The organism is Rhizobium redzepovicii (genome assembly GCF_019793435.1).
GTDB lineage: Bacteria > Pseudomonadota > Alphaproteobacteria > Rhizobiales > Rhizobiaceae > Rhizobium > Rhizobium redzepovicii.
This window is the reverse complement of the sequence record NZ_JAILYH010000019.1, coordinates 16879-39454: the sequence shown is the minus strand read 5'-3', so window position 1 is coordinate 39454 and position 22576 is coordinate 16879. Positions and strand designations below refer to the sequence as shown.

Annotated in this window: 20 protein-coding genes and 1 tRNA gene; 16 read left to right on the top strand and 5 right to left on the bottom strand. The window is 59.9% G+C overall.

What is annotated here, in order from left to right:
• Window positions 1-59 precede the first annotated feature (59 nt).
• The gene (gene aac(6') / locus K6N12_RS26565) at window positions 60-512 is read left to right on the top strand and encodes an aminoglycoside 6'-N-acetyltransferase (protein WP_097626473.1); all 453 of its coding nucleotides are present in this window, start codon (window positions 60-62) and stop codon (window positions 510-512) included.
• 16 nt (window positions 513-528) lie between these two features.
• Here aac(6') and K6N12_RS26560 read toward each other — a convergent pair whose 3' ends face one another.
• Complete coding sequence (locus tag K6N12_RS26560) at window positions 529-1752, bottom strand: ROK family transcriptional regulator (RefSeq protein WP_097626470.1); 1224 nt, start codon at window positions 1750-1752, stop codon at window positions 529-531.
• Window positions 1753-2043: 291 nt separating this feature from the next.
• Here K6N12_RS26560 and xylF point away from each other — a divergent pair, with 291 nt between their 5' ends.
• The 11 genes from xylF to K6N12_RS26505 all read left to right on the top strand — a co-directional run bounded on the left by xylF (window position 2044) and on the right by K6N12_RS26505 (window position 14774).
• Window positions 2044-3084: a D-xylose ABC transporter substrate-binding protein gene (xylF, locus tag K6N12_RS26555; RefSeq protein WP_097626468.1), complete on the top strand. Its 1041-nt coding sequence runs from the start codon at window positions 2044-2046 to the stop codon at window positions 3082-3084.
• 260 nt (window positions 3085-3344) lie between these two features.
• Window positions 3345-4658, top strand: coding sequence for a sugar ABC transporter permease (locus K6N12_RS26550; RefSeq protein ID WP_097626466.1), 1314 nt, complete (start codon window positions 3345-3347; stop codon window positions 4656-4658).
• A 14-nt stretch (window positions 4659-4672) separates the two neighbouring features.
• Window positions 4673-5455, top strand: coding sequence for an ATP-binding cassette domain-containing protein (locus K6N12_RS26545; RefSeq protein ID WP_007630865.1), 783 nt, complete (start codon window positions 4673-4675; stop codon window positions 5453-5455).
• A 204-nt stretch (window positions 5456-5659) separates the two neighbouring features.
• Window positions 5660-5733, top strand: a tRNA-Arg gene (locus K6N12_RS26540).
• Between the two features lie 229 nt (window positions 5734-5962).
• Window positions 5963-6883 carry a winged helix-turn-helix domain-containing protein gene (locus tag K6N12_RS26535; RefSeq protein ID WP_097626463.1) on the top strand — a complete coding sequence of 307 codons (921 nt, stop codon included), beginning with the start codon at window positions 5963-5965 and terminating at the stop codon, window positions 6881-6883.
• Window positions 6883-8568 (top strand): CHAT domain-containing protein, encoded by a 1686-nt coding sequence (locus K6N12_RS34840; RefSeq protein WP_131711392.1) that lies wholly within the window; start codon window positions 6883-6885, stop codon window positions 8566-8568. Before K6N12_RS26535 ends, K6N12_RS34840 begins: the two co-directional genes overlap by 1 nt.
• A 232-nt stretch (window positions 8569-8800) precedes the next feature.
• Window positions 8801-11002, top strand: a complete 2202-nt coding sequence (locus K6N12_RS26525; protein ID WP_131711393.1) for a KAP family P-loop NTPase fold protein — start codon at window positions 8801-8803, stop codon at window positions 11000-11002.
• A 179-nt stretch (window positions 11003-11181) separates the two neighbouring features.
• Window positions 11182-11898, top strand: a complete 717-nt coding sequence (locus K6N12_RS26520; RefSeq protein WP_239620134.1) for a hypothetical protein — start codon at window positions 11182-11184, stop codon at window positions 11896-11898.
• Window positions 11895-12314: a PIN-like domain-containing protein gene (locus K6N12_RS26515; protein ID WP_097626457.1), complete on the top strand. Its 420-nt coding sequence runs from the start codon at window positions 11895-11897 to the stop codon at window positions 12312-12314. Before K6N12_RS26520 ends, K6N12_RS26515 begins: the two co-directional genes overlap by 4 nt.
• 127 nt (window positions 12315-12441) lie before the next feature.
• Window positions 12442-13113: a hypothetical protein gene (locus tag K6N12_RS26510; RefSeq protein WP_222149017.1), complete on the top strand. Its 672-nt coding sequence runs from the start codon at window positions 12442-12444 to the stop codon at window positions 13111-13113.
• Between the two features lie 281 nt (window positions 13114-13394).
• Complete coding sequence (locus K6N12_RS26505; RefSeq protein ID WP_097626453.1) at window positions 13395-14774, top strand: peptidoglycan L,D-endopeptidase MepK; 1380 nt, start codon at window positions 13395-13397, stop codon at window positions 14772-14774.
• A 38-nt stretch (window positions 14775-14812) separates the two neighbouring features.
• On the opposite strand, the gene K6N12_RS26500 is transcribed toward K6N12_RS26505, so the two are convergent.
• Window positions 14813-15337 (bottom strand): YegJ family protein, encoded by a 525-nt coding sequence (locus K6N12_RS26500; protein ID WP_239620131.1) that lies wholly within the window; start codon window positions 15335-15337, stop codon window positions 14813-14815.
• 229 nt (window positions 15338-15566) lie between these two features.
• On the opposite strand from K6N12_RS26500, the gene K6N12_RS26495 reads away from it, so the two are divergent.
• Complete coding sequence (locus K6N12_RS26495; RefSeq protein WP_097626449.1) at window positions 15567-15890, top strand: hypothetical protein; 324 nt, start codon at window positions 15567-15569, stop codon at window positions 15888-15890.
• A 66-nt stretch (window positions 15891-15956) separates the two neighbouring features.
• Here the strand turns inward: K6N12_RS26495 and K6N12_RS26490 are convergent, their stop codons facing one another.
• A complete protein-coding gene (locus K6N12_RS26490; RefSeq protein ID WP_097626447.1) occupies window positions 15957-16955 on the bottom strand; it encodes an ABC transporter permease in 999 nt (332 codons plus the stop codon).
• 69 nt (window positions 16956-17024) lie between these two features.
• Complete coding sequence (locus K6N12_RS26485; protein WP_097626445.1) at window positions 17025-17915, bottom strand: ATP-binding cassette domain-containing protein; 891 nt, start codon at window positions 17913-17915, stop codon at window positions 17025-17027.
• A gap of 103 nt (window positions 17916-18018) precedes the next feature.
• Here K6N12_RS26485 and K6N12_RS26480 point away from each other — a divergent pair, with 103 nt between their 5' ends.
• Window positions 18019-18999, top strand: coding sequence for an NAD-dependent epimerase/dehydratase family protein (locus K6N12_RS26480; RefSeq protein ID WP_222149016.1), 981 nt, complete (start codon window positions 18019-18021; stop codon window positions 18997-18999).
• Between the two features lie 48 nt (window positions 19000-19047).
• Window positions 19048-20037, top strand: coding sequence for a substrate-binding domain-containing protein (locus K6N12_RS26475; RefSeq protein ID WP_097626441.1), 990 nt, complete (start codon window positions 19048-19050; stop codon window positions 20035-20037).
• 59 nt (window positions 20038-20096) lie between these two features.
• On the opposite strand, the gene K6N12_RS26470 is transcribed toward K6N12_RS26475, so the two are convergent.
• A complete protein-coding gene (locus tag K6N12_RS26470; RefSeq protein ID WP_097626439.1) occupies window positions 20097-20975 on the bottom strand; it encodes a LysR family transcriptional regulator in 879 nt (292 codons plus the stop codon).
• A 131-nt stretch (window positions 20976-21106) separates the two neighbouring features.
• Between K6N12_RS26470 and ampC the strand changes: the two genes are divergently transcribed.
• Window positions 21107-22261: a class C beta-lactamase gene (gene ampC, locus K6N12_RS26465; protein ID WP_097626437.1), complete on the top strand. Its 1155-nt coding sequence runs from the start codon at window positions 21107-21109 to the stop codon at window positions 22259-22261.
• The last annotated feature ends 315 nt before the right edge of the window (window positions 22262-22576 follow it).

Here is a 22576-nt window from a genome sequence, read left to right as displayed (position 1 = left end):
CGTGAAGCTGCGCACTTACCACTTTAATTGGGATTTTTTCGACAGGAGGGAATCGCGATATGGGAACGACGATTGAGGTCGGGACGATAAAAGATGTCGAGCCATGGGCGCAGCTTCGCGTCGCGCTATGGCCGCATCACTCGCTTGAAGATCATCGAGGTGAGTTGAGCCGGGCGTTTCTTTCAGAAAATGCAGAAGCAGTGGCGTTCATCGCTCGAAATGCTGCGAATGAAGCTGTCGGGTTTGCCGAGGCCACGTTGCGGCATGATTATGTGAATGGATGCAGCAGCTCGCCCGTTCTGTTCCTCGAAGGGATTTATGTCCGGCCCGTTGACAGGCGAAAGGGTATCGCAGGACTGCTTTGCAATGCCGTTGCCGATTGGGGGAAGTCGCTTGGGTGTGTTGAGTTTGGCTCTGACGCGCCGCTTGAGAATTCGGCCAGCCATGCGCTCCATGCCGCTTTGGGATTTGAGGAGACACAACGCGTCGTGTTCTTCCGAAAGCTGCTGTAGGCCGGGGCTGGGGGCTTCAATCCCCGCCCTGCCCTCCCGAGATCACGATATCCTGGTCGATCACCGAGAGTGCCCGGTTAAGATGGCCTTCGAAGACGAGGATCGGTTCGTCTGGCACCACGCGGATTTCCGGCATGCCTTCCATGCGGACGATATGGGACTGGCCGAGGCCTTCTTCGATGCCTTGGCGGAGCAGGTCGTAATAACGGGTGCCCGGGCCAGTGATGGCGATGGGCATGCGTTCGGTGAGGCTGAGCATGCGGGAAAGGCCGTTGCCAAGCGCCAGGCCCGCCTGGCGGAAGGCGATGGTGGAGGTGCGGTGGCCCTGGCGGGCTTTGGCGGCGATTTTGTCGAGTTCCGTGACGGGGACGAATTTGGCCGGGATGGTATCGAGCGGCACTTCGAAGGCGCTGCGCAGGATGGCGTAGAAGCCGGCATAGGCTTCGATGCAGCCGCGGGTGCCGCAGCGGCAGAGACCGCCACCCGCCATGTGCAGCATGTGACCGAAATTCGGGGCCGAGATCTCCTGGCTGGTCTGGCCGCCGCGCCTGACAATGCCGAGGCCGATGCTGTGGCCGAGCGACAGGGCGGCGAGCGAGCGGAAATCGGCGCCCTTGACGACCTCCTCGCGGGCGCCGAGCGCGGCTGCGACCAGCAGCGTCTCGTTGTCGAGGATGACCTTGGCCTGCCAGTCCGGCCGCAGAACCGATTCGAAATCGATCTGATCGCTGCCGAAGATCGGCGACCATAGAAGCACCGGCTCGGTTGAGTTGACCAGGCCCTTGCTGCTGATCGAGATCAGCAGCACTTTCTCCTGGGAAATCCGGGAGCGCTCGAGAATGCGGGCGAGCCCGGCGCGCACTCCTTCAACGAAGCGGGCAGCCCCTGAGGGATCATGCGAGCGCTCCTCGCTGAAGCGGTCGATCAGCTTGCCGGCATAATCCACGAGCGAATATTGCACGGCATCGGACGAGATGATGACGACAATGAGATAGCCGCAATCGCGGCGCTGGCGCAGCAGCACGCGCGGCCGGCCGCGGCCGCTGGCGGCCTGCTGCTCCGATTTTTCGATGATATGGGCGCGTTCCAGATCGGCGGTGATCGCCGAGATGGTGGCCGAGGAAAGGCCGGTGAAATCGGATATTTCGGTATGGGCGAGCGCGCCGTGACGGCGCAGCACGGACAGCACGAGCACGCTGTTTCTCTGCCGGACCAGCTCCGTGCTCGACTTGGTCAGCATGAATGCCGCCCTCTCCCCTATGCCAAAATTCAATAGTTAGAGCATGATGCCGCCCGAAAACCGCTCACACTTTTCGGCATCATGCTTCTCTCCGCCCTCGCTTCCACTGCATCGCCAACCGCCGTTCCGCAAGGGAAAATAAGCTGACTGCCGAGTGTTGACAGCCGAAAAAATCTCTGACATCAAATTTCTCGACTGTCGAGAAAATAATCCGAATTTTCCTCGACAGCTTTTCGCGGTGGCCGGAGGAAGCATGGGCTGGGCCGGTCGCAACTCACTCGGGAGGATAGTATGAAGTCTATTTTGAAATTGATGGCAGGCGCGGCCATTCTCGTTTCCGTGCATACGGCTGCCATGGCTGCCGATCTCGTCGTCGGCGTTTCCTGGTCGAATTTCCAGGAAGAGCGCTGGAAGACCGATGAAGCCGCGATCAAGAAAGCTCTCGAAGCCAAGGGCGCCAAGTATATTTCCGCTGACGCGCAGTCTTCGGCCGCCAAGCAGCTGACCGACGTCGAATCGCTGATCTCGCAGGGCGCCAACGCGCTGATCATTCTCGCCCAGGATTCCGACGCCATCGGCCCGGCAATCGAAAAGGCCGCCGCCGAAGGCATCCCGGTCGTCGGCTACGACCGCCTGATCGAAAACCCGGCTGCCTTCTACATCACCTTCGACAACAAGGAAGTCGGCCGGCTGCAGGCCGAGGGCGTCTTCAAGGCCAAGCCGGAAGGCAATTACGTCTTCATCAAGGGCTCGTCCTCCGACCCGAATGCCGACTTCCTGTTCTCGGGCCAGCAGGAAGTGCTGAAGGCTGCGATCGACGCCGGCAAGATCAAGAATGTCGGCGAGGCCTATACCGACGGCTGGCTGCCGGAGAACGCCCAGCGCAACATGGAGCAGTTCCTGACCGCCAACAACAACAAGGTTGACGCCGTCGTCGCCTCCAATGACGGCACGGCCGGCGGCGCGATCGCAGCGCTCGACGCCCAGGGCCTCGCCGGCTCCGTTCCAGTTTCCGGCCAGGACGGCGACAAGGCGGCGCTGAATCGCATCGCGCTCGGCACCCAGACGGTTTCCGTCTGGAAGGACAGCCGCGAACTCGGCAAGCGCGCTGCCGAAATCGCTCTCGACCTTGCCGGCGGCAAGGACATGAGCAAGGTCGACGGTGCCCAGGCTTTCAAGGGCGGCCCGAAGGGCGTGGAAATGCAGTCGGTTTTCCTGAAGCCGCTGGCAATCACCAAGGAAAACCTGAACGTCGTCATCGACGCCGGCTGGATCTCCAAGGCTGAAGCCTGCCAGGGCGTCAAGGCCGGCACGGTCGCCGCCTGCAAGTAAGCAAGCTTCGAACGTAATTGCCGGCGCCGCAGCGGAAAGACCGTTGCGGCGCCGGATGCGGATGAGACCTCCAAGGATGAGTTTCTCCGCCTCGCCGCACCATCGCGGACCTGCATTCCCTGCCGGAAGGGTGTCGCGACGCCACGCCACGGTTTCCGGAAGCATCGTGATGGTCAGTTGAAGAACAGACGAATGACGCCGCCCACAGTTTCGGGCACGCCGGCGCAGCCGTCCAAACATAATGGGGGAACGGCAAACCCATGGCCGAAATGGTAAAATCAACAGCATCAAGCGGGCCGCGAACGGCGGAAGCCAATCCGGTGACCCGCTTCTTCCGCGCGACCGAGATCGACACACGCCTGCTCGGCATGATCGGCGCGCTCATCATCATCTGGATCGGTTTCCACATCATCACCGGCGGCCTGTTTCTGACCCCGCGCAATCTCTGGAACCTCTCGGTTCAGACGACCGATATCGCGATCATGACGACGGGCATGGTGCTGATCATCGTCACCCGCAACATCGACCTTTCCGTCGGATCCGTGCTCGGCCTCTGCGGCATGATCATGGGCGTGACCCAGGCGAAAATCCTGCCTGAGTATATCGGCTTCGACAGCCCCTTCACCTGGGCGATCACGCTGCTGGTCGGCATTGCGGCGGGCTTCCTGATCGGCGCCTTCCAGGGCATGATCATTGCCTTCCTGAACGTACCCTCCTTCATCGTCACCCTCGGCGGCCTGCTGGTCTGGCGCGGCGCGACCTGGCTCGTCACCAGCGGCCAGACGGTCGCCCCCATGGACCAGACCTTCCGCATCATGGGCGGCGGCGCTGAGGGCTCGATCGGCGCCACCTGGAGCTGGATCGTCGGCATCGCCGCCTGCCTCTTCGTCATCGCCAGCATTATCGGCTCGCGCCGGCAGCGCCGCCGCTTCGGCTTTCCGCGCCGGCCGATCTGGGCGGAATATTTCCTCGCCGTCCTCAGCTGCGTGCTGATCCTCGGCGCCGTCTCGATCGCCAACAGCTATTACTGGCCGATCAACATCGCCAAGAAATATGCCGAGACCAACAACATCCCCTGGCCCGAAACCGGCCTGGACATTCCCTACGGCATCGCCGTGCCGGTGCTGATCGCCATCGTCGTCGGCATCATCATGACCTTCATCGCCACCCGCCTGCGCTTCGGCCGCTACGTCTTCGCAATCGGCGGCAACCCCGAGGCAGCCGAACTCGCCGGCATCAAGACCCGCTGGGTGACGGTGCGCATCTTCGCGCTGATGGGCGTTCTTGCGGCCATTGCGGCGGCGATTTCCACCGCCCGCCTCAACGCCGCGACGAACTCGCAGGGCACGCTCGACGAGCTCTACACCATCGCCGCCGCCGTCATCGGCGGGACGTCGTTGGCGGGCGGCACCGGCACGATTGCCGGCGCCATGCTCGGCGCGCTCGTCATGCAATCGCTGCAATCGGGCATGGTTCTCGCCCATGTCGACACCCCGCTGCAGAGCGTCGTCGTCGGCACTGTCCTCGTCGTGGCGGTCTGGCTCGACACCGTCTATCGCGCCCGTGCCAAGTGAGAGGAGCCCTAGACATGGCTGATCAACGCACTCCCCTTGTGGAACTGAAAAACATCTCGATCTCCTTCGGCGGCATCCACGCCGTGGACAATGCCTCGGTCGATCTCTATCCCGGCGAGGTGGTCGCTCTTCTCGGCCACAACGGCGCCGGCAAATCGACGCTGATCAAGATCCTCTCCGGCGCCTATAAGCGCGACAGCGGCGACATCCTGATCAACGGCGAGCCGGCCGACATCCGCAACCCGCGCGATGCCAAGAAATACGGCATCGAGACGATCTACCAGACGCTTGCCGTTGCCGACAATGTCGACGCCGCCGCCAACCTCTATCTCGGCCGCGAGCTGAAAACCCGCTGGGGCACGCTCGACGACGTGGCGATGGAGGCTTCGGCGCGCGAGGTGATGGGGCGGCTCAACCCCAACTTCAAGCGCTTCAAGGAGCCGGTGAAGGCGCTTTCCGGCGGCCAGCGGCAATCGGTAGCAATCGCCCGCGCCATCCTCTTCAACGCCCGCATCCTGATCATGGACGAGCCGACGGCCGCCCTCGGCCCCCAGGAGACGGCGCAGGTGGGCGAGCTGATCAAGCAGCTGAAGAAGGAAGGCATCGGCATCTTCCTCATCAGCCACGACATCCACGACGTCTTTGACCTCGCCGACCGCGTCTCGGTGATGAAGAACGGCCAGCTCGTGGGCCACGCCCGCACCGAGGATGTGACCAAGGACGAAGTGCTTGGAATGATCATCCTCGGCAAGGTGCCGCCCAAGGCCATCCCCGGCCCCGGCGCCATGCAGATCTGAGCGCCGCTAAAGCGCCCTGCCCCAGACAACCCGCTCCGCCGCCCGCAAGGCCGGCGGAGTTTTTCGTTCGACCCCAAGGCTGACGAACAAAAACACCCCGTAAACCGCAAGCATCGGTATTTCTGAGAAATTCGCGATTGAAGCCGGCCGCAAGCTAGGCTAAGAACCACCCATCGGACAGGCGATTCAAACCGCCTCAGGCATGCACCCGTAGCTCAGCTGGATAGAGTGTTGGATTCCGATTCCAAAGGTCACAGGTTCGAATCCTGTCGGGTGCGTTTCCCCTCAACCAATCGAATAGGTCGTCCACCAGTGGACGGCCTTACAATGTGCGTTCCAACGATTATATTGAGAGAAAATCGGGCAGCGCGGTTAGGTCTGGCGAGCGAAGAACTTCGGTTCAGCAGCCTGCGGGCGTTGAATAATTGAGGGTGCTCTTTGACGCTGGATCTTGTTGTGCTTGCATCCATTGTATAAGAAAATGCTACCAGAGGTTTTCCGGCGAGAATGGACAGCTATCTCGAGATCGCTCACAGAGTTCTAAATGTCTCCCGTCGCCCTATGACAGCGAAGGGCATCTTGGAGGCTGCGTACAAGGCGCGTCTGGTTCCTAAACATTTGTACGGCAAGACGCAGGAAAAGACTCTTCAAGCCCGACTGAGCACAGACATACTCATCCATCGCTCCACGTCGGCGTTTTTTCGAACTGAGCCGGGTGTCTTTTTCCTGACGGAACTGATCGCAGATCCCGATATACCTGATAAATACAAGGAGCGCTTTGCTGCCCGCCGCCGCACCAGAGATCTTCAACCCGAACCGGCGTTGGTTGTAGACGAGAATTTCGTCGAGGCATGCGAACCTCGACTCTTCGCGGACTGGAAGCATTTCTTGAGAAAGGCCGAGGCAGCAAAAGCCCTTCACTATGCCTATCCGGAGGATCAACGCGGAAAGCTTCTAGTGTGGACTTTTTCTATCGTCCGCCGGGGCCGCGATGTTCTGTCGTACCGACTTGGTCGCTATCGTGACGACCACAACACCTTCGCCAACAAGCGCACGATCGGTTTCCCTGGGGTCGTCAGCTTTTTCGACTACACGTTGTTCTCAGATGGGGACTATGGCGCCAGTGAAAACGCCTTGGAAGCCATTCTGACAGACCTAGACATTTCTGCAGTCGCTGTTCACGGAGAAGGCATCGCGAGACCCGAGCCGCTGCTGGCGATGAAAGCCGAGCGCGGCGCAGACAACAGCGTTCTCATCCTGGTGATGGACTGGAACTGCCCCGACTGGTTTGAACCCACCACGCGCCGTCTTTCCATCAACGATCCCTGCTGGATGAACCTTGGCGCCAAGCCTAACAATATGGATGATTTCGAGCCTTGGACGCTGGCCGTGCTCGACGCCATCAAAGAAGTTGGTGCCCATCCCTAGTGTCACCAGTGATCTCGGCCGGACACACGGCATTCCTGAAGTATGAGATTGAAAATGGAGATGCCCGGAGGAAGAAGACGGCACTACAGGATATCTCTCGTCTGTACCGACAAGGCTTCCATCTCAAGGCCGATAGCCGAAACGCCTTCGAGCAGCTTATCAATGGGATGGTGCTTGCGCATGCAGACGAAAAGGTTGTTCGATGGTGCCTAAACGCCCTCGCCCAGTTTGGAACTCGCGCGGGATGCACCCGCTATGTCGAACTCGCGATGCAGGCCAACGAAGGCAATCCCGAGATTGTGGCCTCAGCAGTCGCGGCACTTTCGAAGATGTACAACGGCAGACTTGAAGATATAGAGGCGTTGAAGACGGTCGATCCAATGCTCCGCGTACTCGCGGCTATGCAGAACACGGATCCACAAAAGCTTGATCTTTCGAGGATGAAGATCAATATCAACACGGCCGACCCTCAGGTATTGAAGCTCGCCCTGATCACGGTCGGCCTCAATCGCGACGTGGAAAATCTGTTCGATCCGCGCCACGCAAACGGGCAAATCGTAAAGGAACTCGGCCAGCACTCCGACGACATTGTCCGACAGTATAGCGTGTGGTGCGTGATCGAGAACCGGCGATTGAGTATCGGCGATCTCGGAATCCCCTTTTCCGACCTTGAGCGCCAACCCTCGAATGTACAAGCCAAGCTTCTTCAATTGGCCGCTGAACAGATCGAAGATCGTAAAGAATGTCACGACGTAATTTATCGCGGATCCTTCGTCTCGAGTCCGGAAGCTCGCCGGGGACTCGCCAAGGGCCTGCTGAATAGGTACTACGACGGGCTGGAAGAGGTGACTATTGGCTGGTTCGACGTCGAGGGCGACCGCGAAGTAAAAGGCCTGCTCGCCGAACACCTAGCCCGGTTCTCCGACGATTGCCCCCCATATTCGGACAAGGCCTTGACCATCGCGGAGGCGGAGCCCGACTTAAAAGATCGGCTGCTACTCGGCGCAGAACAGACCAATCTTTACGGAATGTTGAGAGGCAACAGTTCGGGCAACGGGACGCTCGATCTGTTTCAGATCGGTGACGATTTGGAGACGATGTTCAGGGGTGTCTCCATCAAGAAGGAAAAGAAGTCAATGAAAGCTCTTATGCTCGCTGCTGCACCAACAGACCAGCAAGGTCTACGCCTTGACGAGGAGGCTCGCGATTTGCGGGAACAGCTACGGCTTGTCCAAGAGCCGAAAAGGAACGTGGAAGTCGAGCACCGTTGGGCGGTCAGGACAAACCAGCTACAGATGGAGGTCATGAACGTGAAGCCGCAAATCCTCCATTTCAGTGGCCACGGCGACCACGGACTCCTCCTGTTCGAAGACAGCACCGGCAAGTCCGCCGAGGTTTCAGCAGAGGCCATCGCAGGCTTGGTTGAGCTAAACACAAGCATAGAATGCCTTCTGTTGAACGCTTGCTATTCTGAGGCCGTCGCTCGCCTTGCGGCTCCCCACTTGAAGGCGGTAATAGGTTGCAACGACTCAATTGCCGACGATGCCGCCATCGCATTCACTCGAGCGTTTTATCGAGCTCTTGCACATGGAGAATCCTACAATAGAGCCTTCCGCCTTGCGAAAAACGATGTACATATCAACTGTGCCAACGGTGAGGCAGAAAAGTATGTAATGTTTGGATAGGAAGGAGGCCAGCTTTCCTGCTCCAGGTCAACATATCAAACATACAGTTGCAATATTAAAACGCGGTGCCGTTGTTAGCGCAGCCATACAATGACACGCCTTGCGCATAAACGGCGGCGTTGTATTGAGCCACGCACAACTGTAAGCCTTTTACACGGGAGAAGTTCCCGTCCGGAGGGTGCAGGTTGGGGTTCTATATTCGCAAGTCCATCTCGGCTGGGCAGCCGGAACGATGATCGGCCGGCTCTTTGGCGACAGACCGATATCCCGGCCCGAAGATGATGCGTTCGGACTCTCTTCGTTCGCCGACGCTCTCGCGACGTCACTCCTGCAGATGAGCCCTCGGGATGGACTGGTCGTTTCCGTCGAAGGGCCTTGGGGAGCAGGCAAGAGCAGCGCCATCGCGCTCGCGATGCGAACGGTAATGCTGCGGGTTCTGGCCGCCATCGGCGAAGGACGGGAGGAGATGGAGGGGCTTTCCGACGCCGATCTCCAGGCACGCTGGATCAAGCTGGCGAAGCGACGCCAGACCCATATCGTCAAATTCAACCCTTGGAGCTTCAGCGGCCAGGAAAATCTCGTGCGCGCGTTTTTCAGCGAGCTTTCTTCCCAGCTCCAACTCGAATCCGAGAGCTGGTGGAGCCGACAGATGAACCGGATAGCGGGCTACTTGCCGTCGTTCGGCGGAACCGTCGCGACAGGCAGTGCTCTCGCCGCAGGAGCGTCTCTCTGGGGTATCGCGGCGGCGGCTGGAGCGATCGGCCGGGCGCTCGGAGAAATAGGTCAGAAGGCGTTTAGTAAGGACGCTTCCCTTGAACTGGCGAAGAAGAAGCTGGCCGGGGCGCTCAGGACATCCGAACAACGAGTGATCGTGGTCATCGACGACCTCGACCGATTGATGCCGAGCGAGATGCGCGCAGTGTTTTCGCTTGTGAAATCGCTCGGCGATCTGCCGAACGTGCTCTATGTTCTGTCGTTCGATGACGCCATTGTTCATAAGGCGCTGCATCAGACGGCTGAGAAGATCGAACCCGATTTTCTTGAGAAAATTGTCCAGGTGTCGTTGAAGCTTCCCCCACCCTGGCGGTCGGAGCTACACCAGCTGCTCTACGAACGGCTCAACGCCATCATCGGCGATGCAAGTCCTGCGGACGAGAACCGTTGGCGTCGGATGATGACGGGCGTGATCGATCCTTATCTAGAGACTCCTCGGGACGTCACCCGGCTGGTCAACTCGATTCAAGTTATCTGGCCGAACGTGCAAGGCGATGTTGACCTGACAGATCTCATTGGGATCACGACCCTGCAGCTCTTCGACCCCAAGGTCTACGACCTCATCCGCAACGAGATCGAGACGATCACCTACGCGGACTATAACGACGAGGACGACGACGACCTCGGCAAGCGGCTGGAGCCCGCGATGGCGGAAAACCCGGAGGCGGCGAAAGTAGCGATGACGATCCTCTTTCCAAGATTGTCCAAGGCGTGGAAGACCTTCAGCGGGGACAGCACCGTGTATCTGCTTCAAAAGGAGCAGCGCAGGATCAGCACCAAGGAATATCACCGCAACTACTTTGTTTTCGGTCGTGATCCGCGGATGATGACCCGGTCCGAAATCGACGGCCTTTTGACAGCGCCGAACCCGTCCAAAACGCTCGACGCGGCTATCCGACGGTTGGAATCCGACACGTCGGGCCCGCCTTCTCGCATTGCGACCATGCTAGGCCAGTTCATTGAAGTGGTATACGCACGGCCGCTGCTGACACCGGCGTTCGTTCGAGCTCTATTAGACAACGCGGACCATCTTATTCGCCGCGAGGACGAGGTGTGGGACATGGTGGTCACCCACAACGACGAGCGCCTTTCCAATATCATCACGCTTGGGCTCGAAAAACTCGATGCGGAAGTGCGCACCGAGATTCTGGGAATACTGGTGGAGTACGAAAGCGGCCTTCAGACTCGGACGACCGTCGTCGAAGCCGACGGGCGACGGCACGGCCTGTTCGGAAACGAGCCGGCGCATGAAACGGAACGGCTGTTTTCCGCAGAGAACATCGAAGCGGCGGCTCTGGCCATTCGCGCCCAGGTCGCCGCAGCCTGCGACAGTGATCTAATCTGGACGATGCCGAAGCCAGGAAGGCTTATCTGGGCGTGGAAGAGGATGACGGACAACGCCACGGTAAGGGCATGGACGGACGCCGTTATAGAGCACGGAGAGCATGTTGCCGATCTCGCGAACTCGCTTCCCTCCCGCTCCTATCGAACGGACAGCGACGGGTCGAAGGTCGTCTGGATCTTCCAGCGCGAACATTACGCCGACATCCTGGACACGGACGCACTATTGGACCGGTTGACCGGCCTCGCCGCCAAAAATGCCAAGGCCTCGGAGGCGCTCGATCGCCTTCGGGAGGCGGAGGCCAGGAGCCGGGATTGATCTTGTGCGGATGGGAAATGAAGCTGGGTTAGGGATATACCGAGAAACTGGGCTTCTATCCCTATTGTTTGCCCTTCCCGTTAGGCCGTTTGCTTCGGCGACGAAACCCGGCAACGATGAAACGCAACAACCAAATAAACGAACATGTTCCCTGGAGGCGTTGACACGGAATCAACTGAATGGACTATAGCGCCATGGAAACGGATAACTTAATCGGCGTCGGCCTTTATACCCCTGCGGAAGCGGGCAGGCTCTTGCGTATCTCGCCCGGCAAGCTATCGCGATGGCTGCGCGGCCACCGAATTGGAAACAAGTTCTATCCGCCCTTATGGACACCGGAAATCTCGCTCGGAGACGAGCGTATTTTCCTCGGGTTTCGCGATCTTATGGAGGCTCGCGTTGCCGGCGCTTTCATCGAAGCCGGCGTCTCGGCAATCAAGGTGCGGGCGGCGATCGAGACGGCCAAAGAAGTGATCGGACAGGCTTGGCCGCTATCGACAAACCGCTTTCGCACGGATGGCCGTGAAATCTTCCTTCAGATCGTCGAGAAGGATGAGGACGGCGAACAGCGGGAACATTTGCTGAACCTCTTTCGACGCCAGTTCGTATTCAATGGCATTCTTGATCCGATCCTGAAAACGGTCGATTTCGGTGCCGATGGAAACCCGCTCACCTGGTGGCCGGGCGGACGGCGGCTCAATGTCATCGTGGACCCGGCGCGCTCATTCGGGCAGCCGATCGACGCCGCCTCAAGTGTGCCGACTGCTGTTCTCGCAGCGGCTGCGGAGCAAGAGGGTGGCATCCGTGGTGCAGCGAAGGCATACGACGTGAGCGAAGCTTCCGTTCGGCATGCGGTGGAATTCGAAGCCATGATGGAGCAGCGGCTAGCGGCGTGAACGTCTTCTTCGACAACTGCACGTCTCCGATTTTTGCCAGCACCCTGCACGGGTTCATTCATCACGACGGCCACAGCGCAATCCACATCCGCGATGTGTCGGGCCTCCCGAATGGCCGCCATTCGAAAGATGTGGAGTGGATTGATTTCTTGCGCCGTTCCAACGACGAATGGATGTTCGTTTCAGGCGACGGGCGCGTCCTCAAGAACCCGGCCGAACGGGCGGCGTTGAGGTCAGCCGGGCTGCACGGTTTCATATTGGCGCCCGCCTATCAGAAAACGCCGCTCAACCAGGTCGCTTCGATACTCGTCTGGCGATGGCCTGAAATGTTGCAGATCACTCGTTTGCTTGCGCCACCCTCAATGCATGAGGTGCCGATCAACAAAGGCACGAGGTTGCGCGCGCTTCCCATGTAGCTGCTGCCGCGGTTTCCTGATCGACAGCCCAGCAGCTGCGCAAAAAGCTCAGGCGCACATTGACGTTGGCGGCGTCGCAACGGACTGGTAGGTCTTCTAAGGAACGTGCGAAGTGGGGCGGGTTTGCATGAAAAAATTTTTATCGCTGTGCGCGGGGATTGGGCTTCTCGCATCAGGAGCGACTGCACAAGATGCAGCGCCGGGATCAATCGAGGAGTTAATGCATGAGCTTGCACGCACCAACCCCTTGATGCACGCGATTTTCGCAGATCATATCGATGAAGCGAAGGAGGTATCCGCCACGGTCCAAGCAGGACATGAGGAGGTCGCGTCAAAAGCCGCGTACGACATGATGCGAAAATACAGCCAGGCGGCATTCTTGGCTGCGAGCGACGGTCCTGCGATCGAGGTACTCAAGAAGGCAGGCGATGTCATTGATGCTCTGGGCGATCACTATCCGCGAGGATGCATTGAGTTCGTTCACAATGACATCTCATCCGAATCTCTGTCGATTGCCAGCGTCAATGAGGCCTATCGGCAGTATCAGGAGGCTCAGCGTGTCGCTTATGAGGACGGAAAGTCTCGCGCGCCGATTCCGAGAATGGAGATCGGAGATATGTTTGAGGTGGTTACCGAAGACCTGGGAGTAACCAGAGCCGAGATACACACATTGCTTAATCCAGAAAACGTGCGGGCCATCGAACTATGCGCAATCATAAGAAAGGATCTCAACGTATCGGCGGTGCGGGAGCCACTGCGTGGGCAATACGCGAGAGCCAATCTAACGTCGAAGAAATAGCACCTCCGGCTGCCGCCGATGACGAGATATGGCGGCCGAACCGCGTCCAGCGGAGAACGAAGTCGGTCCCAAGCGCCAATAGTGCACTGCCCTCCACAATGCGCGCGCCCCCTCCTCGCCCCAAGGGCGCAGGCCGCGATTGCGCCTCGGATAGCCCGCATCGTCAACTCGCCGCGCCTCCGCACCCACTCGTTAGCAATTTATTGACCATAAGCTGGCTTTACTAAGCCTGATGGCTGCGGAGTCCCCGCCCGCCATCGAGTGTTCGGTGTGAGACGGGTTTGTTCGTGTTGAAGTATTCACTGCAAGGTTTGTCAGGCGGTATCGCCACGCTCCTGTCGCGTGCGGAGCGCTTCGCAGCGCAGACCATTCTGCCGGCTCTGTTTGCGCTGCCGGCACTTGTCGGTTCCGCATCATTCGCCTCGGCTGAAGATCGCGCCCTGAAGCTGTTCTTTACCCATACGGGCGAGAAGGCGACGATTACCTATAAGCGCGACGGAAAGTTCGATGCCAAGGGCCTTGCGCAGATCAACCGGTTTCTGCGCGACTGGCGAAGGAACGAGCCGACCCGGATGGATCCCCGGCTGCTCGACCTGGTCTGGGAGGTGTACAAGCGCAGCGGCGGCAAGGATTACATCCATATCGTCTCCGCCTATCGCTCGCCTGCGACCAACAACATGCTCCGCAACCGCTCGCGCAGTACCGGCGTCGCCAAGAAGAGCCAGCACATGCTGGGCAAGGCGATGGATTTTTATGTTCCCGGCGTGAAGCTTTCGACGCTGCGGGCGCTTGCCATGCAGATGCAGGTCGGCGGTGTCGGATATTATCCGACCTCGGGATCGCCCTTCGTGCATCTCGACGTCGGCAATGTCAGGGCCTGGCCCCGCATGTCGCGGCAGGAACTCGCACGCATATTCCCGAATGGGCAGACGATGCATCTGCCGGCGGATGGCCGGCCGCTGCCGGGATATAATCAGGCGGTTGCGAACCACAGAAAACGCGGCGGCCCCGCCTCGATCCAGATTGCCGGCACCGCGGGAGAAGACGAAGAGGTGGCGGTGTCGACCAGGTCGAGCGGCGACTCCCCAGACGGAAAGCTCGTGACGGCGCTTCTGCCAACGCCGGAAAGCCGAGCCTTGAATGCGCTCGCGCTGCAGACCGGCGCAGCCGAGCCGGATGGCAAACGGTCCGTTCCGGATCTTTCCTCCTTGCCGATTCCGATACCGGCGATGCGGCCGGCCGCCTTTGAGCACGGCGCCGATGTGGACAAACTGGAGACTGCGTCGATCGGCCCGATTGCCGCACTTCCGGAGAGACCGGCGTCGGCAGTGCCTGTTCACGCCCGTTTCCATCCCCGCATTGTTGCCCCGGAGGCCTCCAGGCACAGCGCTGATATGATCGCCTCGCTGCCGATGACCGCTTCCTGGGAAGAAGCAAATTTCCTCGGATCGACATCCCAAGCGGCGCTGATGCAATGGGCGCTGCATTCTCCCGGCGCGGCGATGGGATTGAGCGCGCCTCGTGTCTCCCCGCGCGCGGTTCATCATGAGGTGAATGTGGCGACGTCGGGCGAGGATGTCATCCCGGTCGCTGCCAGCGGCCCGGTTGCCGTCAGCGGCCCGTTCGATGCCGGCCGGTTTACATCGGCACCGGAGGGCTGACCGCGATCATCATGGGGAGCATGGGAGCGACCGTGCCGTCAGTCGCAGACGATGCCGTAGATTTCGCGATATTGCTCCAACTGTTCTTTCGGGCCGGATAACAGCAGCGGGCAAGCGGTGTAGTTTCCCTTCACTTTCCCATTCTCGGTATACATCCAGTCGAAGATATCCGACTTCGCGAACTCGACGCGATCATCAGGCTTGATGTTGTTGGTGTATTCCGGCGTATCGCTGAGAAGAGCGGTGAAATGGTCACCTGATACCTTGATCTGATAGACCCACATGAATTCCACATTCGGTGCCATCTGGTCAGTGGTCAGCGCCACACCATTGGCCTTGTCCGTGAAACCGAGCTTGATGCTATAATTTTCGGTTCCGGCCGGTGGATTGCGCAGTTTCTCGAGGAAGCCACCCAACTCGCTATTGGACTTCTCATGGGCTCTGGCCATGGCCGGATCGCCGGGCGCGATCAACTGAACGTTGTCGGTGGCCAGAGCGAGTTCGGTGGGAATGATCAGAACGGATAAGCCAAGCATTGAGATGACTGAAATGACGTTGCGCAAGATTCGATGGCCTTAAATTGTTGTGACTATACCGCGCAACATATCTATCTCTGGTTGATCTTCAAGGCCGGGTTGATGCACCAGCGCCGCTGTTGCTGTGCCACCGCGTTAGCACTGTGTTAGCGCGCGTGATTTACTTTCGTGACGCTAGGGGAAACCCGCTATCGGTTGCAACCGGGCAAGCAGAGCGGCGACGAGCCCCGAAACGTCGACGACTGACGGAGATTACATGAAACTGGTCCCAGGCAGCTTGATATTATCGTGTGCCATACTTCTGTCCAGCGTGCCGGGATTCGCCGCCTCTGGCGGATGGCAGTCGGATGGCCAGGGCACGAGATACTGGCACGTCACTCCGCCGCCCGGGCAATGCAATATAAGCCAGGCAAAAAACCGGGCGCTTCGGGCCGGCATCTATCGCAGCGAGATCATACAGCAGGATGACAATGTCATCGTGCTCAGAGGTCTGGATCAATCGGGCGACCGGCGGGAGATCGGCTTCGCCAACATCAGGGGATGCCCCGAGTTGGATTGCTATGAGGATGGCCGCCCCTGAGGGCATGGCCGGAGTTTGCTCAACGAACGCTGCGACCGAATATGCTGCAGGCCGCCCAGCCCACCCCTACTCGCTCTGCCGCAAATTGCGGATCCGGTCGAACAGCACCGCCAGCACGATCGCCCCGCCGATGAACGTGCCCTGCCAGAAGGCGTTGATGCCGAGCAGGCCGAGGCTGTTGCGGATCACTTCGATCAGCGCTGCGCCGACCAGGGCGCCGAAGGCGGTACCGACGCCGCCGGCGAGGTTGGCGCCGCCGATGACGGCGGCGGCGATGACCTGGAGTTCCATGCCGGCGCCGATATTGGTGGTGACGGCGCCGAGCCAGCCGGTCTGGACGATGCCGGCAATGCCGGCCGAGAGCGCCGAGATCATGTAGACGGCAACCTTGATGGTGCGCACGGGAACGCCGGTCAGCGTGGCGGCATGTTCATTGCCGCCGATTGCGAAGACATAGCGGCCGAAGCGCGTCCAGCGCAGCACGAAGCCGGTGATGAGCGCCAGGATGACCATGTAGAGAACAGGATTGGCGATGCCGAAAAACCAGGCGCCGCCGCCGAGCGCAAGCAGCTTGTCGTGGTCGGGGCCGAACTGGAAGACGACAGTGTTGTTGGAGGCGACCATCGCGAGGCTGCGCGCAATCGACAGCATGCCGAGCGTCACCACGAAGGGCGGGAAATTGAGATAGGCGATCAGCACCCCGTTGAAACCGCCGATCACCAGCGCCGTGACGATCGCGGCGGTGATACCGACCTCGATGGAATAGCCGGCGTTCATGGTGACCGCCAGCACCATGCTGCAGAGGCAGAGCACCGATCCTACCGACAGGTCGATGCCGCCGGTGATGATGACGAGCGTCATTCCGAGCGCGATGATGGCGACGAAGGTGACGTTGCGGGTGATGTTGTAGAGGTTCTTCGACGTCGCGAAGGAATCGGTGGCGAAGGACAGGAAGAGGCAGGCGAGAAGCACGGCGATCAGCACCCAGAATGTCTGACCGCCGACAAACTCCGCAAGCCGGCTGCGCTGCTTCTGTGCAATCGTCTGGTCCAGTGTCACTGCCATTTCGACCTCTCACTCCAGATAGGGCATTTCCGTCAGCGGTGTTTCTTCCGCAGGACTAAGCACTGCCGCTCAGACCTGTTCGATGGCCCCTGTTATCAGTCCCGTGACTTCCTCGGGCGAACTCGCCGCGATCGCCTTGTCGGCGACCTTCCGGCCGCGGCGCATGACGATCACCCGGTCGGCGACGGTGAAAACATCGGGCATGCGATGACTGATCAGCACGACCGCGATGCCGCGGTCGCGCAGCTCGCGGATCAGGTTGAGGACTTCGGCCACCTGGCGGACCGAAATGGCCGCCGTCGGCTCGTCCATCAGCACGATCTTTGCCTCCGACAGCATGGTGCGCCCGATCGCCACCGCCTGCCGCTGGCCGCCCGACATCTGTTTGACGAGATCGCGCGGGCGGGTTTCCGATTTCAGTTCCTTGAAAATCTCGCCGGCGCGCCGGTACATCGTCTTGTAATCGAGGATGCGAAACGGGCCGATGCCGCGGCGCAGTTCCCGCCCGAGGAAGACGTTCGCCGCCGCCGTCAGATTGTTGCAGAGCGCCAGATCCTGGTGGACGATCTCGATGCCGTGCTGGCGCGCCTCGACCGGGCGGTGCATGACGATCTCCTTGCCCTCCAGCCGCATCGTGCCTTCGCTCGGCCGGAAGTTGCCGGCGATCATCTTGACCAGCGTGCTTTTGCCGGCGCCGTTATCGCCCATCAGGCCGACGACCTGGCCGGCTTCGAGCGTAAACGACACGTCGTTGACCGCCTGGATGGCGCCGAAATGTTTTGAGATATTGGTGAGTTCGAGAACCGCGACCAGCCGACTACCCTCCCCGGAACCTGCAGGCCTGCTTTCGCCGCCGGTTACCCGGTTGCCAGTCAGTCGCCTGCGATCTCGCTCGGCCGATCTCCTCCCGGAAAAGCGATTATGAGCATTAATGCAAAAGCGCCAGGAATCGTCAATCAAATGTCCGCTAAATCAGCCCCTCATCACAAAAATCTATTTTGTACGACAAATACAGATTGACGCCGGAAACGCGGGCATATTAGCTGTTACTGGGGAGAGAGGTATGCTGATCCTTGTCACCGGGGCTACGGGCAAGGTCGGGCGGCGCTTCATTACTGGGCTGCTTGACGAGCCGCGATTTTCCAAAGCACGCATTCGCGCGCTTTGTCATAATCGTGTGTTCGAGGAGACCGACCGCATCAGTGTGGTGAAGGGCTCGATCGCCGACAGCAATGTCGTGGCAGCGGCAATGGACGGCGTCACCCATGTCGTGCATCTCGCCACCTGCAAGGAAATCCCGGCCGACGTGATGGATATCACCGTCAAGGGCCTGTTCTGGCTGCTCGAGGCATTCCGCGCCAGCCCCACGGCCAAGCAGTTCATCCTGATCGGCGGCGATGCCGGGATCGGACATTTCTTTTATCGCCATGACGGGCCGGTGACCGAAAAGACGCCGCATCGCGCCTATCCCGGCTGCTACGCGCTCTCCAAGGTGCTGGAAGAAGTGATGCTCGAGCAGTTCGCCATCCAGTATGGCATCAACACCTGCTGCCTCAGGGCGCCCTGGATCATGGAGAAGGACGATTTCAAATACACCCTGTCCTTCGGCGACGATGTCTTCGGCGGGCCGGACTGGAAGACGCTGGTGCCGGCTGATGATGCCGAGCGTTACGCGCATGATGGCACGGTGCCGCTGTTGCGCGATGCCGACGGGCGGCCGCTGAAGCGCAATTTCGTGCATGTCGACGATCTCGTCGCGGCAATCCTTGCGGCAATCGACAATCCGCGCGCCAAGGGCGAGCTTTTCAACATCTCGATGGATCGGCCCGTCGATTATGGCGAGGTCGCCGCACACCTTGCCCGCAAGCGCGGGCTCGGCTCGGTCGATATTGCAAGCCAGTTTCACTCGAACTGGATGGACAACAGCAAGGCCAGATATCTCTTGGACTGGAAGCCGGTCTACGATCTGGAAAAGCTGATCAATTCGGCTTGGGACCACCAGCGTTCGAAGGAGGAGCCTCGGGTCGTCTGGTATCCAGGTTGATGACGCGGCGGGTGCAGAAGCGCTCGTCTTTTTCAATGGGAGGAAGCTATGAGGAAGGCATTATTGCTTACAGCTGCAGTTATGGCGCTGACGGCCGGACAGGCCTTGGCCGCCAAGAAGCAGCTGGTCATCGTCGTCAAAGGCCTCGACAACCCGTTCTTCGAGGCGATCAACCAGGGTTGCCAGAAGTGGAACAAGGAAAACGCATCGGCCGAATATGAATGCTTCTACACCGGCCCGGCATCGACCTCCGATGAGGCCGGTGAGGCGCAGATCGTCCAGGATATGCTGGGGAAGGCCGATACCGCGGCAATCGCCATCTCGCCGTCGAACGCCAAGCTGATCGCCCAGACGCTGAAGACCGCCAATCCGAGCGTTCCAGTGATGACGCTCGATGCCGATCTTGCTGCCGACGACGCGGCGCTGCGCAAGACCTATCTCGGCACCGACAACTATCTGATGGGCGCCAAGATCGGCGAATACATCAAGAAGGCCAAGCCGAAGGGCGGCAAGATCTGCACCATCGAAGGCAATCCCGGCGCCGACAACATTCTGCGCCGCGCCCAGGGCATGCGCGATACGCTGAGCGGCCAGAAGGGGCTGGCGGCACTGAAAGGTGAAGGCGGCTGGACGGAGGTTGCCGGCTGCCCGGTCTTTACCAATGACGACGGCGCCAAAGGCGTGCAGGCGATGACCGACATCCTTGCCGCCAACACCGACCTTGATGCCTTCGGCATCATGGGCGGCTGGCCGCTGTTCGGCGCCCCGCAGCCCTACCGCGACCTGTTCAAGCCGATGGCCGACAAGATCGCCAAGAACGAGTTCGTCATCGGCGCCGCCGACACGATCGGCGACGAAGTGGCGATCGCCAAGGAAGGCCTGGTCACCGCGCTGGTCGGCCAGCGGCCGTTCGAAATGGGCTACAAGGCGCCAACCGTGATGATGGACCTGGTCGCCGGCAAGAAGGTCGACGATCCGGTGTTCACCGGGCTGGACGAATGCACCAAGGATACCGTCGACACCTGCATTCAGAAGTGACCTCGGCATTCCATCAATGATGCGGCTCGGAGCGCCCACGCACGTGGGCGCTCCGATGATCATACAGCGCTCACCTGCGCACCGATCCAGTCCGAAAATGCCCGCATCGCCGTCGTGACCGGCCGCGACTGCAGGCGCGTCAGCCAGTAGCTGCCGAGCGATATGGCGGTAGCGAAAGGCTGGACGATCGCGCCTGAGGAAAGATGCCTTGTGAACATCGATGGCGGCGCGAGCGCGACGCCGAGCCCCTGAAGGGCCGCCTCCATCATGCCGACAGAGGAATCGAAGACGATGCCGGCATTGACCTGCGCCGCCGGGGGAACGCCTGCCGCCTGAAACCAGCTGCTCCACTCATCCGTCCGGTAACTGCGCAGCAGCACCGCCCCGGCAAGATCTTCAGGCGATTGCAGATGTTCCGCCAGCTTGGGGATGCAGAGCGGCGAGAGCGGCGCTTCGAACAGGCGCTGCGCCTCCGTTCCATGCCATGAACCGCTGCCGAAGCGGATGGCGAAATCCAGCCCTTCGGCGGCCGGATCGACCCGGTTGTTGTTGGTGGACATGCGGAGATCGATAAAGGGATGCCGGCGCCGGAAATCCGCAAGCCGCGGCAACAGCCAACCGACAGCAAATGTCCCGACTACGCCGAGGAACAGCAATTCGCGCACCTGCCCGGCTTCGATCCTGTCCAGCGTCGTCGCCATCTGGTCGAACGAAGCCGTCACTGTCGGCAGCAGCGCTTCGCCCTCGGCGGTGATTTTCAAGCCGCGGGGAAGACGCTGGAACAGCGCCACCCCCAATCGCGTCTCCAAGCCTTTGACCTGCTGGCTGACCGCCGCCTGAGTGACGCAGAGCTCGATCGCCGCACGGGTGAAGCTCAGATGCCGTGCGGAGGCTTCAAAGGCGCGCAGGCCGTTCAAGGGGAGGAATTGCCGAACCATGTGAGCCCTAGATTTTCTTGTGGCTGCTGCGAGATATCATCATTTGTGATTGCAAAATAGCGCCGTTAAACGTCGTCCCCATGCGCTTTTGCGCTTGTTTTTGCTGCCATGTCGATTGGAGGATGACGGTTATGAAAAGCATCGGGATGAGAATTTTATCGGCCTTTTTGCTCTCGGCCGGCGCCGCCACAAGTGTTTTTGCCGCCGACGAGACCAAATTGAAGGCGATCACGGATGCGGCGATCAAGCCGATCATGGACAAATACGCCATCCCCGGCGTTGCCGTCGCCATCACCGCCGACGGTCAGGACCACATCTTCAACTATGGCGTCGAATCCAAGGACACCGGCAGGCCGGTGGCGTCGACCACGCTCTTCGAACTCGGATCGATCAGCAAGACCTTCACGGTGACGCTAGCATCCTACGCGCAAGCGAGCGGACAACTCTCGCTGTCGGACAAGGCCGGCAAATTTCTGCCTGGAATGAAGGGCAAGCCGTTCGGCGATATCGCCTTGATGCATCTCGCCACCCACACGGCGGGCGGATTTCCGCTACAGCTTCCCGATGAGATCAAAACCGAAAAACAGCTGCTCGGCTATTTCAAAGCCTGGCAGCCCTCCTATGCGGCTGGAACGCAGAGAAGTTATGCCAACCCCAGCATCGGCATGCTCGGCTATATCGTCGCGAAAGCCATGCATGGGGATTTTGCGGCTTTGATGCAGGACAAGCTGTTTGCCGGGCTCGGCTTGAAACGCACTTATATCGATGTGCCGAAAGCGTGGCAGGCCGATTATGCTCAAGGCTATAAGCGCAGCGGCGAGCCCGCTCGGATGACACCGGCCGTTCTCTCATCCGAGGCCTATGGCGTCAAATCCACTGCGGGCGACATGATCCGCTTCGTCGGCGCCAATATGGGCCTAGTCAAGCTCGACGAAAAACTGCAGCAGGCGATCACCAACACCCATATCGGATATTTCACAGCAGGGGCGATGACCCAGGATCTCATCTGGGAGCAATATGCCTATCCCGTCGCGGTGAACGACTTGCTGGAGGGCAATTCGCCCGCGATGCTGAAGACCATGCCGGTTTCGGAACTGCGACCGCCGATGCAACCGCGCGACGATGTGTGGATCAACAAGACCGGCTCGACGAACGGCTTCGGTGCTTATGTCGCCTTCATCCCCAGGGAGCGGCTCGGCATCGTCATCCTGGCCAACAAGAACTATCCCAACGAGGATCGCATCGCCGCAGCCTATCAAATATTAACAGCGCTCTCGGCAGACTGATCGGAAAACAGGCCGAGCGCCCCGCCTCAGACGCAACTGCAACAGTTGAAATCGTGCACCCGGCTACCGACGATGGAGCCAGACCTTAGCCTGATGCGCCAGCCAGGGCCCTCGTGATATAAAATGGGTTGCCATCGACGGGGCCCACCCTTCCGCAAGTTTCCGATGTCGAATCCGGCGACACTACTTTAAGTAACACGTGTAAATAATTAAGATTAATAAGCGAGTATTTTCTAGAACATTTCTAATCAATTGCCACGCCTTAAAGGTGATGCTAATAAACACTCACCTTCTTAACGTCACAAGGCGCGATGC